The organism is Amycolatopsis azurea DSM 43854, from assembly GCF_001995215.1.
GTDB classification, from domain to species: domain Bacteria; phylum Actinomycetota; class Actinomycetes; order Mycobacteriales; family Pseudonocardiaceae; genus Amycolatopsis; species Amycolatopsis azurea.
In genome coordinates this window covers 152,329-167,005 of sequence record NZ_MUXN01000013.1, presented here as the reverse complement: position 1 = coordinate 167,005, position 14,677 = coordinate 152,329, and the positions used below count along the sequence as shown (strand labels likewise).

Sequence of the window (14,677 nt, the reverse complement as noted above, 5' to 3'; positions counted from 1 at the left end):
ACTTACCTCTGCCCGGCCCAACACGGGCACGGTGAGCCAGCGTACCCGTACCGCCGTTTGCTCTAGCATCGCAGCATGTCTGGATCAACCGGCCGCTCCGGCGCTTCCAAGCCGGGCCGCCGGCGGAGGCGCAGGCGGGGACGGCGGCTGACCACGGTCGACGAAACCTCGGCCGGCGGTCTCGTCGTCGACGCCGAACGGGCGCACGCCGCGCTGATCGGCAGGCTCGACCGGCACGGCAGACTGCTGTGGTCGCTGCCGAAGGGCCACATCGAGGACGGTGAGACGGTGGAGCAGACCGCGGTGCGTGAGGTGAAGGAGGAGACCGGCATCTCCGCGCGGGTCCTCCAGCCTCTCGGCACCATCGACTACTGGTTCGTGGCCGAGCGACGCCGCGTGCACAAGACGGTGCACCATTTCATCCTGGAATCCACCGGCGGCGAGCTTTCGGACGAGGATGTCGAGGTGACGGAAGTCGCCTGGGTGCCGCTCGCCGACCTGGAGACCACCCTCGCCTACTCCGACGAGCGCAAGCTGGTCCGGAAGGCCAAAGAACTCTTCGCGCAGCAACAGCACACCGCCGAGGGAGCACCTGAGTGAAGCGGCTTGCCGCCACTGTCCTGTCGATCCTGTTCCTGGCCCTCCCCGCGTTGTTCGGCGCGGTCGCGCAGGCCCAGGACCAGCCCCGGCTGCGCGTGGACCTCGACCAGCTGAACCCCCGCGTCGTCACCACGACCTCGACGTCGATCACCGTCACCGGCCGCGTCACCAACGTCGGTGACCGGCCGATCAGCAAACTGAGCGTACGGCTGCAGCTGGGCGCGCGGCTGCAGAGCGAGCAGCAGATCGGCGACGTGCTCGCGGGCGGCAAGTTCAAGGACCTCGCGGCGACCGAGTTCGTCGACCTCGAACCGGACAAGCTGGAGGCGGGCCAGAGCGCCAAGCTGGACCTGGAAGTCCCGCTCGGCCAGTCCTCGAAACTCCAGTTCCCGAAGCCCGGCGTGTACCCGCTGCTGGTCAACGTCAACGGCACCCCGGACTTCGGCGGCCCGGAACGGCTCGCGGCGGTCAGCCTGCTGATGCCGGTGCTCGGCGTCCCCGGCAAGGCCTCCGCGTCGCGTCCGCCGTCGGCGCCGTCGACGAGCCTGCTGTGGCCGATCTCGAACAGCACCGTCCACGTCGTCTCGGCGCCGCTCGGCGGCCCGCTGACCCTGGCCGACGAACGCCTGGCGGACGAACTGGCCACCGGCGGACGGCTGGACTCGCTGGTCGCGGCGGCGCGCGCGGCCGAGGCCGACACGAAGGTCTCGTCGTCGCTGTGCCTGGCCATCGACCCCGACCTGGTCGCGACCGTGGACGGGATGTCCCGCGGCTACCAGGTCGCCACCGGCGGCGGGCCCGTCCCCGGCAAGGGCGCCGTCACCGCGAAGAACTGGCTCGGCCAGCTGAAGGCGCTGGTCGCGGGCCGGTGCGTGGTCACCCTCCCGTTCGCCGACGCCGACCTCACCGCGCTGACGAAGGTCCGCGCCGGCGACGCCACCGACACCGCGCTGATGGCGACCGCGCTCGGCGGCGCGGCGACGATCAAAAACCTGCTCGGCATCCAGCCGCAGGACGGCGTGCTCTGGCCCGGCGGCGTCCTCGATTCGCAGACCGTCGAAGCGATCGGCAAGGCGGGCGTCAAGACCGTGCTGACCGATTCGCGCAGGCTCCAGTCCGATTCGCCGGTCTCGGGCGGGGTCTCGCTCGAGGGGACGGGTCTCCGCGCGCAGCCGATCGACGCGCTGGTCTCGTCCGCGCTGAACGGCTCGGGATCCACCCAGAACGGGCTCGGCGCGATCGCCTTCCGGGCGGGGCTCGGCGGGCAGGGCGAGGGGCAGGAGCGCCCGCTGCTCATCGCGCCGCCGCGGCACTGGGCCGCGACCGGCACCGAACTCACCACGTTCCTGCAGCGGATGGGCGACTTCTACGCCGCCGGGCTCGTCAGGTCGACCCCGCTGCCCGAACTGCTCGGGGAAGGCCCGTCCGGGACGGCGTCGGTCAACTACGACCCGCAGGATCTGACGGCCGCGACCAGCGGCGACGTCACCGCGAGGATGTCCCAGATCGACAACGAGACGCTGGGCCTGTCGTCGGCGATGACGATGGATGCAACCAAACGGGTGAATCCGGCCGACGTGATCGCCCCGGTCCGGCTCGCCATCATCCGGGCCGCCTCGACTTCGTGGCGGGGCTCGAACGCCGAGATCGCCACCGGCAACGCCCGCGGCGATCTCGAAGCGATCCGCAGCCAGGTCACCGTGGAACGGCCGAAGCAGACGATCGCGCTGGCCTCCGGAGCGTCACCGCTGCCCGCGTACATCACCAACGGCCTGCCGGTCGGCGTCAACGTCCGCACCGTGCTGAAGAACAACGTCGGCCTGCGTGCCACCGAGGCGGTCCCGGAGCGGACCGTCCCGGCCAACGGCGCCGTCAACCAGCTGCTCCCGGTCGAGGCGCTGCGGGCGGGCCGGTTCAGTGTCGACGTGTCCCTGACCACGCCCGACGGGACGAGACTCGGCACCGACGCGCGGTTCGAGCTGACCTCCACGGAATACGGCGCGATCACCATCATCATCACGGTCACCGCGGCGGGCGCGTTGCTGCTGCTTTCGTCCCGCCGGATCTACCGGAGGATCAAGGACTCGCGGGCCGATCGGGCGGGCGAAACGACTCCACGTGTGACCGAGGACGCACAGGTTTAAGTGTTTCCGGCCGTTCCCGATTACCCTGGGTCGAACGATGCCGCCGGGCATCACGTAGTCGAGCACCGAGGATTGGGCGCACGTTGGAAAGAGAGCCGGGTGTACCGCCCGAGCGTGCAGGCCGTCCCCGGCGCGAAGGCACTCCGCCACCGCCCCGGCGCACCGATGGCCCGGCGCGCCGTCCGGAACGTCGTCAACCGCCGCCGCAGCAGCTCCCGCCCGAGCGCGGTGAGCGGCCGCGTCGTGCGGCGCCGCCGCCCCAGCAGCCGTCGGACAACCGGCGCCAGCGGGCCGCGGGCCGTCCCGACGACGAGACACGACGGCTGAGGCCGCCGCAGAACCAGAACCAGGCCCCGCCGCGCAAGGCACCTCCGCCGACCCGTCGTCAGCAGGTCCCGCCGCCGCAGCAGCAAGGGCCGCCGCTGCCGCAGCCGACCCAGAACGCGGCACAGAGCCCGGCCCCCAGCCCGGCCCAGAATCCGCCCCAGAATCCGCCTCAGCGCCGCCCGTCCGGGCCGCCGCCGGGACCGGGTCCGCACCAGGCCCCGCATCAGACACCGCCCCCGCCGCATCGCGGGCGCCGCCAGCCGCCACCGGTCCGCCCGTGGCAGGTCGACCGGCGCGACGAACCCGACGCGACGCGGTTCATCCCGCGCACCCCCGGCGTCCCGATGGGCTCGCGCTGGCCGGTCGCCGACCCCGACGTCCTGCGCCCGTACGACCAGCTCGCCACGCAGGTCATGCCTGCGATCAAGGACGCGCCGCTGGTCAAGCCGCGGCCGGGCGAGACCGGCGAACAGGACGTCGCCGCCCCGGCGCAGGCGCCGTCCATCGCGAAGTCCAGCGGCCGGATGGCGATCGCCTCGCTGATCAGCCGCATCACCGGCTTCGCGTGGAAGCTGCTGCTGGTCGCGGCCATCGGCGCCAAGGTCGAGAACGACTCGTTCAACGTCGCCAACACGATGCCGAACATCATCTTCGAACTGCTGATGGGCGGCGTCCTGTCCAGCCTCGTGGTCCCGCTGCTCGTGCGGTCGCAGGACGACAAGGACGGCGGCGAGGCCTACACCCAGCGGCTGGTCACGGTGGCGGGCACGCTGCTCATCGTCGGAACGGCGATCGCGGTCTTCGCCGCGCCGCTGATCACCAAGCTCTACGTCGATGACAACGGCCAGGCGAACCCCGACCTGGTCACCGCGTTCGCGTACCTGCTGCTGCCGCAGATCTTCTTCTACGGCGTGTTCGCCCTGCTCTCGGCGATGCTGAACGCGAAGCACATCTTCGGCCCGACGGCGTGGGCGCCGGTGATCAACAACCTGGTCGTCATCTTCACGATCCTCGTCGTGTGGATCATGCCGGGGGACATCTCGACGAACCCCGTGTCGATCACCGACCCGAAGGTGCTGACACTGGGCCTCGGCGTGACCGCGGGCATCGTGGCGCAGTCGGTGCTGCTGATCCCGCCGCTGCTGCGGTCGGGGTTCAAGTTCAAGTGGCGCTGGGGCATCGACAAGCGCATGAAGGAGTTCGGCGGGCTCGCGCTGTGGACCGTCGGCTACGTCGCGGTCAGCCAGGTGGGCTACACGATCACGACCCGCGTGCTGACCAGCGGTTCGCAGGGTGGTGTGACCGCGTACAGCAACGCCTGGCTGCTCTTCCAGCTGCCGTACGGCGTCATCGGCGTGTCGCTGCTGACCGCGATCATGCCGAGGATGAGCCGCGCGGCCGCGGACGGCGACCACAAGAAGCTGATCGGCGACCTCTCGTACGCCTCCCGGATCTCGACGGTGACCCTCCTGCCGATCTCCGCGGTGATGACCGTGGTGGGCGGTTCGGTCGGTATCGCCCTGTTCACCCTGGGCAAGGGCAAGGTCGAAGACGCGACGCGGCTGGGCGAGGCGCTGGCCATCTCGGCGTTCGCGCTGCTGCCGTACGCGCTGGTCATGCTCCAGATGCGGGTGTTCTACGCGATGAAGGACGCGCGGACGCCGGTGCTGATCATGATCGTGATGACCGTGGTCAAGGTGCCGCTGCTGTACCTGTGCCCGGCGCTGCTGTCGCCCGACAACATCGTGCTCGGCGTGATGATGGTCAACGGCCTCACGTTCGTCGTCGGCGCGATCCTCGGTCAGGTGTGGCTGTGGGTGACGCTCGGAAACCTGCGGAGCAAGCGGGTCCTCGGCGTGATCCTCTTCACGGTCGTCGCGAGCGTGCTCGGGGTCGGCGCCGCCTGGCTCGCCGGGCAGATCGTCCCCGACTCGTTCGGGCCTACTTTCCATGCCTGGGTGAAACTTCTGCTGCAGACGGTGGTCGGGATCGTGGTGTCGTTCGGCGTGCTCATGGCCCTGAAGGTCGAGGAATTGAAGCCCGCCACGACGAGGATCACCCGGTTGATCAAGCGCCGATAACGATTCACGCACGGATGGCGCGCGTTCACGGGTCGTATTCTGGGTACCCTCGGGGCGGGAGCTACGCGGGAGAGTGCGGTGGATACGAGACGGAGCGAACAGGCAGGGGAGGCGAGCCAGGTGGGCGTTCGTGCCCAAGGCGGGTCGCTGGCCCCTGGCCGGGTCGTCGGTGACGGCCGGTATCGCCTGCTCGCACAGTTCGGGGTGGACGAGCGGGCGGCCGCGCATCTTTGGCGTGCCCGCGACGGGCAGCTGAAGCGGGACGTGGCGCTGACGCTGCTGGTCGGCGACCCCGCGGACGCGGAGGCCGCGAGGCTCGCGCGCCGGACGCTGGAGCGTGCCGCGCACGCCTCGAAGTTCGGCCACGGCGGGGTCGCGCGCGTCCTCGACGTGCTGAGCCTCGGCAGCGGCGTCACCTCGAGCGAAGGTCTGCTCGGTGTCGTCGTGGCGGAATGGACCAAGGGCAGCGACCTGGTCGACCTCGTGGCGCAGCGCCCGGTGGCGCCCGCCGCGGCGGCCAGGATGGTGCAGGCGCTCGCGGAAGCCGTCGATCACGCCCACCAGAACGGTCTCGTCCTCGGCCTCGACCACCCGCAGCGCCTGCGGCTCACCCCGGACGGCGCGCTGAAGCTCGCCTTCCCCGGCCCCTTGCCCGAAGCGACCCTTCGGGACGACGTCAAGGCGCTCGGCGCGGTGCTGTACCTGCTGTTGACCGGCCGCTGGGCCCTTCCGGGCGGGCCGGCCGCGATCCCGGCGGCGCCGCACGCGCCGACCGGACGGGTCATCCCGCCGCGTTCGCTGGTCCCGACCGTCCCGGTCGAGCTGTCCTCGCTCGCCGTCCGCACCATCGAGGACGGCGGCCACGGCGGCATCCGCACCAGCGCGGCCATCCTGCGCGTGCTGGACCAGGTCGCCGAGGCCGAAGAGCGCACCCAGCTGATCAAGGCCGTCGGCGAGGAGGAGGCGCCCGCCGAGGCGGACGGCACCGTCTGGACGACGAAGAAGCCGGTCAAGGACGTCGCGCGGCGCAAGAAGCTGGCGTTCGGCGTGACCGTGCTGGTCGTCGCGACCGTGGTCATCCTCGCCTGGGGCGGGATGATGCTGATCAACCTGTTCCAGGGTGAATCGAAGTCCAGCGGCCCGAACATGAACGTCGCCGCGTCGTCGTCTTCGGCGACCCCGCCGCCACCCGGCCAGCAGCCGCCGCCCAACCAGCCGCCGCCGGCGCCCACCGTGGGGGCCGCGGTCAAGCCGTCGGCCGTCGCGGTGTTCAACCCGGGCAGCAAGGGTGACAGCCCCGGCCGCGCCAAGAACGCGACGGACGGCGACCCGGGCACCGTGTGGAAGACCGACGACTACGACAAGCAGCTCCCGGTCCTCAAGGAGGGTGTCGGGCTGGTCGTGACCTTCAAGGACCCGATCAACCTCAGCCAGATCAAGATCGACTCGGGAAGCCCTGGTTCGAAGGTCGAGATCCGCACCGCCGACAAGAAGAACCCGAAGCTCGACGAGACGAAGGTCGTCGGCGCCGGGGACCTCGCGGAGGGCGAATCGACCATCGCTTTGCAGCAGCCTCAGCAGGGTCAGTACTTCATCATCTGGATCACTCAGCTGGGTGAAGATGACGACGGCAAGTTCGTCACCGAACTGAAAGAGCTGAGCTTCCTGCCTGCGGGGTGACCCCGGACACCGACTCAGTAGGCTCTCTCGGGTGACAGCTGCAGCTCCAACGGACGCGGATCTCATAGCGGCGCATGCCGCCGGTGACCCGCACGCGTTCAGTGAACTGGTCCAGCGACATCGAGACCGCATGTGGGCGGTGGCCCTGCGCACCGTGCGGGATCCGGAAGAAGCCGCGGACGCCCTGCAGGACGCGTTCATCTCCGCGTTCCGAGCAGCGGGCAATTTCCGAGCCGAATCGCAGGTCACGACGTGGTTGCACCGCATCGTCGTGAACGCGTGCCTCGACCGCATCCGGCGGGGCAAGGCCAGACCGACCGTCCCGCTGCCCGAGACCGGGCAGTTCAACGAGCCCGCCTCGCCGCGCGACTCGATGTCCGAACGCGAGACGAGCCTCGTCGTCAAGGAAGCGCTCGACCAGCTTCCCGAAGAGCAGCGTGCCCCGATCGTGTTGGTCGATGTCGAGGGATACTCCGTCGCCGAGACGGCGAAGATGCTCGGCATCGCCGAAGGCACGGTGAAGAGCAGGTGTGCGCGAGGTCGCGGAAAGCTCGCGAAGGTTCTCGGACATCTGCGGAACCCCGATGCGATTGCGAACGTCCCAACTCACGAAAGCAAACGAGAGCGCGCTACCCCGGAACGGGGTGCCAGGCGTCCTCAGGGCACGCCGGGTGACGGGGAGGGAAGATGACAGACGAGAGCAGGGGGATCGGCGGGACCGTCGGTCCGCCGTGGTCTGTCGATGTGCTCGCCGACCTGCACGCAGGTGTACTGGACGAGCGAGAGGCGGCCGAACTGTGGCCGCTGGTGAACGCCGACCCCGAAGCACTGGCGATCATCGAAGCACTCGAAGCGACCACGGCCGACCTCGCGGGACTCGCGAACGAGCCGGTCGCACCCATGCCGGCGGAGTACGCGGCACGGCTCGACGCGGCGCTGGCCGCCGAGATGCAGGCACGTCAGGCGTCGCCTGCCTTTCCAAGCGCACCTCAGGGGCAGCAGGCGCAGGTCGCCCCGGTGGTGGACCTCGCGGCCGCACGGCGGAAGCGGAACAAGCGGATCGGCTGGGGCGCCGGGATAGCGACCGTGGCCGCGGCCGCGATCGCCGCCGTCGCGATCGTCGTACCCACCACCCAGCAGTCGACGCCGGGCGGCGTCGCGCAGCCCCCGCCCGCACCCACCGGCCCCTCGGTCGGCGGTGACGGCGGCGGGGCGGAAGCGCTCGTCGGCAAGGCGATCGGCGTCCGCGACTTCGGTTCGCTGAAGACCGAGGAGAAGCTGGACGCCTGCGTCGAGGCCGCCGGTCTGGACCCCGACGTGCGGCCGGAGGGCATCCGGCCGGTGAACGTCGCGGGCAAGGACGGCGTGATGGTGATCTACACCACAGGCAAGCTCGCCCAGTTCCGCATCGTCGCCTTCGGGGCCGACTGCGGCCCGGGCAAGCCGTCGCTCCTCTTCGACAAGATCATCGGCGCGAAGTAGCTGTAAGCGATAGCAAAGGTCCCTTGCTTCCCCGGCGACGTCCGGAGTGGAGCAAGGGACCTTTGGTATCGCCGGTCACCCCGGGAACATCGGCCCTTACGATCGTGTTGAGCCTGGTGAACAGGTCACTACGAGCGGAGGTCACGGGTGGCTGCCGAGGAGATCAGGAACCTGATCATTGTGGGATCGGGTCCTGCGGGATACACCGCCGCTGTCTACGCGGCACGAGCGCAGCTCGAACCGCTGGTGTTCGAGGGCACTCAGTTCGGCGGTGCGCTGATGACGACGACGGAGGTCGAGAACTTCCCCGGCTTCCGCGAAGGCATCCAGGGTCCCGACCTCATGGAAGAGATGCGCGAGCAGGCCAAGCGTTTCGGCGCGGACCTGCGTCAGGAGGACGTCGAGTCCGTCGAGCTGACCGGTGACGTCAAGTACGTCGTCGCGAACGGCAAGCGCTACGCGGCCCGCGCGGTCGTGCTCTCGATGGGCGCCGCGGCGCGCTACCTGAACGTGCCCGGCGAGCAGGAGCTGCTCGGCCGCGGCGTGTCGGCCTGTGCCACCTGCGACGGCTTCTTCTTCCGCGACCACGACATCGTGGTCGCCGGTGGCGGCGACTCCGCGATGGAGGAGGCGACCTTCCTGACGAAGTTCGCCAAGTCCGTCACGATCGTCCACCGTCGCGAGGAGTTCCGCGCCTCCAAGATCATGCTGGAGCGGGCCCGCGAGAACGAGAAGATCAAGTGGGCGCTCAACAAGCAGATCACCGGCGTCGAGGGTGAAGGCAAGGTCGAAGGCCTGAAGCTCAAGGACACGGTGACCGGCGAAGAATCCCAGCTGGACGTGACCGGGTTCTTCGTCGCGATCGGTCACGACCCGCGCAGCGAACTGGTGCGTGGTCAGGTGGACCTCGACGAGGACGGCTACGTGCTCACGAAGGGCCGGACCTCCTACACGAACCTGCCCGGTGTCTTCGCGGCCGGCGACCTGGTCGACCGCACGTACCGGCAGGCGATCACCGCCGCCGGTTCGGGCTGCGCGGCGGCCATCGACGCGGAACGATGGCTGGCGGAGCACGCCGGCGTCGAGACCGCCCAGGAGACCCCTGAGCTGGTCGGCGGCGGCTACGGCGCCACCACCAACTGACTTTCCCGCACCGGAGTTCACCACCCCCAGGAGGAGACACCATGGCCAACAACACCGTGACGGTGACCGACAAGACTTTCGTCGACGACGTGCTGACGAGTGAGAAGCCCGTCCTGGTCGACTTCTGGGCGACCTGGTGCGGTCCGTGCAAGATGGTCGCCCCGGTGCTCGAGGAGATCGCGGCGGAGAACGGCGAGAAGCTGACCATCGCGAAGCTCGACATCGACGCCAACCCGAACACGGCGCGTGACTACCAGGTGATGTCGATCCCGACGCTGATCCTGTTCCAGGGCGGCAAGCCGGTGAAGCAGATCGTCGGCGCCAAGCCGAAGGCCGCGCTGCTGTCGGACCTCGCCGACGTCCTCTGATCTCGCGTTTCACCTGCCGAAACCCGGGGCCTGCCCAGGCTCCGGGTTTCGTCTTTGCGCGGAATGGGTACATCGCGGTGTTACGGCGACGCCTGGACGGGTTCCACGAACGGGGACTTGACGCACCGACCGGGCCTCCGCGCTCACCGAGAGTTCACAGGGCACAATAGAGCACCGGGGTTCGCCCCGCAGGGTTTTTCAAGTCGTGCATCGAGCTCGATCGGTGCCCCAAAGGGAAGAGCGAGGAGTGCATGCGGGTACTCCGCCGCGGTGACGCCGGACCGGACGTCGCCGAGATCAGGTCCACGCTGGCGGCGATGGAGCTGCTCCCGCCGGTGACCGAATCCGGGGAGTACGAGGTCTTCGACACGGCGATGGAACATGCCGTGCGCGCCTTCCAGCAGCGCCGTGGACTCATCACCGACGGTCTGGTCGGTCCGGCGACCTACCAGGCGCTTCGCGGCGCCGGCTTCCACCTCGGCAGCCGCCCGCTGACCTACATGTTCTCCGCCCCCATGCAGGGTGACGACGTCTTCGCGCTCCAGGAGCGGCTGACGGAACTCGGTTTCGACGCCGGCCGCCCGGATGGGCACTTCGGCGCCCAGACCGAACGCGCGCTCAAGACCTTCCAGCGCGACATGCGCCTGGTCGCCGACGGCATGTGCGGTCCGGCCACGATCCGCGAGCTGCACCGGCTCTCGTCGCCGCGTGCCCGCGGCGGCCGTCCCGTCTTCCTGCGTGAGCAGGAGCAGGTGCGTCAGGCAGGCCCGCGGCTGCGCGGTAAGCGCATCGTGATCGACCCGGGTCACGGCGGCGAAGACCTCGGCGTCGTCGCGGGTGACCTGCGTGAAGCGGACATCGCCTGGGACCTGGCACGGCGGCTCGAAGGCCGGATGCAGGCCACGGGCATGGAGGCGCTGATCTCGCGCGGCCCGAACCAGAGCCCGACCGAGGGTGACCGGGCGAAGTTCGCGAACGAGGCGGGCGCCGACCTGTTCCTTTCGCTGCACAACGACAAGAACCCCTCGCCGAAGGCGCAGGGTGTCGCGAGCTTCCACTTCGGCACCGGCAACGGCACCACGTCGACCGTCGGTGAGCTGCTGGCCGGCTTCATTCAGCGTGAGCTGGCCGCCCGCACCGGCATGCTCGACTGCCGCACGCACTACAAGACCTGGGAGATCTTCACCCGCACCCGCTGCCCCGCGGTGCGGATCGAGATCGGCTACCTGACCAACCCGGAAGACAGCCGCAAACTGGCCGACCCGGCTTTCCGCGACGTCGTCGCCGAAGGCATCCTGGTCGCCGTGAAGCGCCTGTACCTCCTCGGCGAAGGGGACCAGCCGACCGGCACGTTCACCTTCGCGGACGTCCTGGCCCACGAACTCGCCAAAGCGGAGTAGCCAGTCCTCCACACCCGCACGCGGGCGCACATCCCCCTGCCGAGCCGCTCGGCACAACCGGTTGTGTGCCCCCGCTGCCGACCACGCCACCCCTAGATCCACCCGGCGCGCAGCCCCCGCCCTTCCCGGGGGGCGTCCCCAGGTCCAGCCTACCCATCCACAGATTTTCCACCGCTCCTATCAGGGATCTGTGGATAACTCGGCGGGTTACCCACAGCTGTCCCCAAGGCGGGGGATGGCTGCTGCGCGCACCCGAAAAGTCTGCTAGAGCGCCTCACCCGAGCGCGATGAAAGGTGGGTCAGGCGCGGCCGAGGCTCGGCTCGGCGGTCGTGATGGAGACCTGGCCCAGCAGCCGTTCGAGGGCCGCCTCCACGTCTTCCTTCCACGAGATCGCCGACCGCAGTTCCAGCCGCAGCCGCGGCCACCGCGGATGGGGCCGCACGGTCTTGAAGCCGACGCTCTGCAGGAACTCGGCGGGCAGCACACAGCTGTGCCCGCCGTCGGGATCGGTCTCTTCGGGCTTGGCGTCGCCGAAGGCTTCGATCGCGCGGACCCCGCGTTTGGTCAGGTCCTTCGCGACGGCCTGCACCAGCATCCGGCCGAGCCCGCCGCCCTGGAACTCGGGAAGGACCTGGAAGGCGGTCAGCAGAACCGCGTCCGGCCCGGGCGGCGAAGTCGGGAAGGCCAGCGAACGCGGCACGGCGTTCGGCGGCGCGTAAAGCACGAAGCCCACGGGCAAGGTGTCGCTGTAGACGATCCGGCCGCAGGACCCCCACTCCAGCAGCACGCTGGAGACCCAGGCTTCCTTTTCGACCTCTGTCGCGCCGTACTCCTCGGCCTGCGCCTTCATATGCGGCGCCAGCTCCCAGTACACGCAGCGGCGGCAGCTCTTGGGCAGATGCTCGAGGTTGTCCAGGGTTACGCCCACGACGCGACGCGACACAGACAAACCTCCCTGAATGGACGACACCCGACGCAGCCCTGTCCCGAGCAAGGCTCACTGAAGGGGTCCAGAACGAGGATAGGCCGATGTGATGAACACCGGAAGGCCAGGGCCCCTCAAGGGAGGGTGGTTACACTCGATGGAACTACCAGTCGGTAGCGACTATGTCCACTTCGAAGCACGGGTGAAGCGCCTGATGACCGAGAATCGCCCTGTCCGGCCGGAGCCCGGCCGCCACAACCTCGACCCTCATCTCGACCGCTACGCCGCGCGTACGGCCGGAATGACTGCTTCCGAGATCAGGGCGTTGTTCGCGGTGGCCAGTCGCCCCGAAGTGGTCTCGCTCGCCGGCGGGATGCCGAACCTCGCCGCGCTCCCACTGGACACGCTGTCCGCGCAGGTCGGCGAGCTCATCGCCGAAGACGGCCTGGTCGCGCTCCAGTACGGCTCCGCGCACGGCGTCCCGGCGCTGCGCGAGCAGATCTGCGAGATCATGGCCCTCGAAGGCATCAAGGCCCACCCGGACGACGTCGTCGTGACGGTCGGCTCGCAGATGGGCCTCGACATGGTCACCCGGCTGTTCTGCGACCCCGGCGACGTCATCATCGCCGAAGGACCGTCGTACGTCGGCGCGCTCGGCTCGTTCGCCGCGTACCAGGCGGACGTCGTCCACGTCGCGATGGACGACCACGGCCTGGTCCCCGAAGGGCTGCGCGCCGCGCTCGCCCAGACGCGGAAAGCCGGCCGCCGGGTCAAGTTCCTCTACACGATCCCCAACTTCCACAACCCCGGCGGCGTCACGCTGGCCGTCGAGCGGCGCGCGGAGATCGTGGAGATCTGCCGGGAGAACGACATCCTCATCGTCGAGGACAACCCGTACGGCCTGCTCGGCTTCGGCGGACAGACGTACCCGGCACTCCGCTCGATCGACCCCGACAACGTCGTGTACCTGGGTTCTTTCTCGAAGACGTTCGCCTCCGGCCTGCGGGTCGGCTGGGTGCTGGCGCCGCACGCCGTCCGGGAGAAACTCGTGCTCGCGGCCGAGTCCGCGACGCTTTGTCCGCCGACGCTTAACCAGTTGATCGTGTCGCGATACCTCTCGACTCACGACTGGATGGGTCAGATCAAGACCTTCCGCGAGAACTACCGGGAGCGCCGGGACGCGATCCTGTCCGCCCTCGAACAACATATGCCCGCCGGGTGCAGCTGGACCAAACCCGACGGCGGTTTCTATGTCTGGATGACCGTGCCCGAAGGCGTGGACACGAAGGCGATGCTGCCGAGGGCCGTCACGGCCCGGGTCGCGTACGCCTCCGGAACCGGCTTCTACGCAGATGGTTTCGGCAGCAGACAGTTGCGTCTTTCCTACTGCTACCCGACGCCGGAGCGGATCCGCGAAGGCGTCCGGCGGCTCGCCGCGGTGCTCGAGTCCGAAATGGACCTCGCGCGTACCTTCGGTAACGTGAGCCCACGCTCGATCTCGGGGCCGCAGAACCCCTCTCCGGACACGGTCTGATCGGCCGGACGTCCCCCAAGAACAAAAGGAGCCCTCGGTGGTCGACCGCACCGTTGCCGTACTCGCAGGCGGACTGTCCCACGAACGCGATGTCTCACTCCGCTCCGGGCGCCGGCTTTCGGTCGCGTTGCGGGCGGAAGGTCTCACCGTCGAGGAGTGGGACACCGACGCGGGTCTGCTCGAACGCCTTCGGACCCAGCGCCCCGACGCGGCCATCGTCGCCCTTCACGGTGGTGAAGGGGAGAACGGCGCGGTGCAGACCGTGCTGGAGATGCTCGACGTGCCTTACGTCGGCACCAGCTCGGCGGGCTGCCGTCGCGCGTGGGACAAGCCGACGGCCAAGGCGCTCGTCGCCGACACCGGTTTCACCACGCCGGACTGGGTCGTGCTGCCGCACAGCACCTTCCGCGAACTCGGCGCGCAGGCCGTGCTGGACGCGATGGTCGACACGCTGGGCCTGCCCCTGATCCTCAAGCCCGACCAGGGCGGTTCTGCGCTGGGCGCCCAGGTCGTCAAGGAAGCCTCGGAGATGCCCGGCGCGATGGTCGGCTGCTTCGCTTACGGCGACACCGTTCTCGCCGAGAAGTTCGTTTCGGGCGTTGAGGTGGCCGTGACGGTCATCGAAGGCGAAGAGGGCCCGGAAGCCCTGCCCGCGGTCGAGATCGTGCCGGAGAGCGGTGTGTACGACTACAAGGCCCGCTACACCGCCGGGCTGACCGATTTCTTCACTCCCGCGCGGATCAGCGACGACGCCGCCAAGGCGGTCGGCGAGCTGGCCGTCGCCGTGCACCGGCAGCTCGGGCTTCGCGACATCTCGCGCACCGACGCCGTGGTCGCCGAAGACGGCACGGTCTACTTCCTCGCGGTGAACCTGTCGCCGGGCCTGACCGAAACGTCGATCGTGCCCGTGGCGATCGAGGCCGCCGGCGCCACCCTCGGCTCGGTCTTCGCCGACCTCGTCGGGCGGGCGATCTCCCGCAAGAGCTGAGCTT

Annotated in this window: 12 protein-coding genes; 11 read left to right on the top strand and 1 reads right to left on the bottom strand. The window is 69.4% G+C overall.

What is annotated here, in order from left to right; all coding sequences use genetic code 11:
* Positions 1–75 precede the first annotated feature (75 nt).
* From B0293_RS18155 to B0293_RS18110, 9 genes are all read left to right on the top strand, one after another.
* Positions 76–600 (top strand): NUDIX hydrolase, encoded by a 525-nt coding sequence (locus tag B0293_RS18155; protein ID WP_005154458.1) that lies wholly within the window; start codon positions 76–78, stop codon positions 598–600.
* The gene (locus B0293_RS18150; protein ID WP_005154459.1) at positions 597–2,744 is read left to right on the top strand and encodes a DUF6049 family protein; all 2,148 of its coding nucleotides are present in this window, start codon (positions 597–599) and stop codon (positions 2,742–2,744) included. The genes B0293_RS18155 and B0293_RS18150 overlap by 4 nt, the downstream gene beginning before the upstream one ends.
* A 671-nt stretch (positions 2,745–3,415) precedes the next feature.
* On the top strand, positions 3,416–5,152 hold the full coding sequence (gene murJ, locus B0293_RS18140; RefSeq protein WP_005154463.1) for a murein biosynthesis integral membrane protein MurJ: 1,737 nt from the start codon (positions 3,416–3,418) through the stop codon (positions 5,150–5,152).
* A gap of 120 nt (positions 5,153–5,272) precedes the next feature.
* Positions 5,273–6,832 (top strand): protein kinase family protein, encoded by a 1,560-nt coding sequence (locus tag B0293_RS18135; RefSeq protein WP_005154465.1) that lies wholly within the window; start codon positions 5,273–5,275, stop codon positions 6,830–6,832.
* Between the two features lie 31 nt (positions 6,833–6,863).
* A complete protein-coding gene (gene sigM, locus B0293_RS18130) occupies positions 6,864–7,523 on the top strand; it encodes an RNA polymerase sigma factor SigM (RefSeq protein ID WP_026467183.1) in 660 nt (219 codons plus the stop codon).
* A complete protein-coding gene (locus B0293_RS18125) occupies positions 7,520–8,314 on the top strand; it encodes a hypothetical protein (protein WP_039916618.1) in 795 nt (264 codons plus the stop codon). Before sigM ends, B0293_RS18125 begins: the two co-directional genes overlap by 4 nt.
* Positions 8,315–8,461: 147 nt before the next feature.
* Positions 8,462–9,457, top strand: coding sequence for a thioredoxin-disulfide reductase (gene trxB, locus B0293_RS18120; RefSeq protein WP_005154470.1), 996 nt, complete (start codon positions 8,462–8,464; stop codon positions 9,455–9,457).
* Between the two features lie 41 nt (positions 9,458–9,498).
* Positions 9,499–9,825 (top strand): thioredoxin, encoded by a 327-nt coding sequence (gene trxA / locus B0293_RS18115; protein ID WP_005154472.1) that lies wholly within the window; start codon positions 9,499–9,501, stop codon positions 9,823–9,825.
* Between the two features lie 251 nt (positions 9,826–10,076).
* A complete protein-coding gene (locus B0293_RS18110; RefSeq protein WP_005154474.1) occupies positions 10,077–11,225 on the top strand; it encodes an N-acetylmuramoyl-L-alanine amidase in 1,149 nt (382 codons plus the stop codon).
* 299 nt (positions 11,226–11,524) lie between these two features.
* On the opposite strand, the gene B0293_RS18105 is transcribed toward B0293_RS18110, so the two are convergent.
* Positions 11,525–12,169 carry a GNAT family N-acetyltransferase gene (locus B0293_RS18105; RefSeq protein ID WP_005154476.1) on the bottom strand — a complete coding sequence of 215 codons (645 nt, stop codon included), beginning with the start codon at positions 12,167–12,169 and terminating at the stop codon, positions 11,525–11,527.
* 196 nt (positions 12,170–12,365) lie between these two features.
* Here B0293_RS18105 and B0293_RS18100 point away from each other — a divergent pair, with 196 nt between their 5' ends.
* Together B0293_RS18100 and B0293_RS18095 are read left to right on the top strand one after the other, a co-directional pair.
* A complete protein-coding gene (locus B0293_RS18100; protein ID WP_039916664.1) occupies positions 12,366–13,685 on the top strand; it encodes an aminotransferase-like domain-containing protein in 1,320 nt (439 codons plus the stop codon).
* A gap of 37 nt (positions 13,686–13,722) precedes the next feature.
* On the top strand, positions 13,723–14,673 hold the full coding sequence (locus tag B0293_RS18095; protein WP_005154481.1) for a D-alanine--D-alanine ligase family protein: 951 nt from the start codon (positions 13,723–13,725) through the stop codon (positions 14,671–14,673).
* Positions 14,674–14,677: the final 4 nt, after the last annotated feature.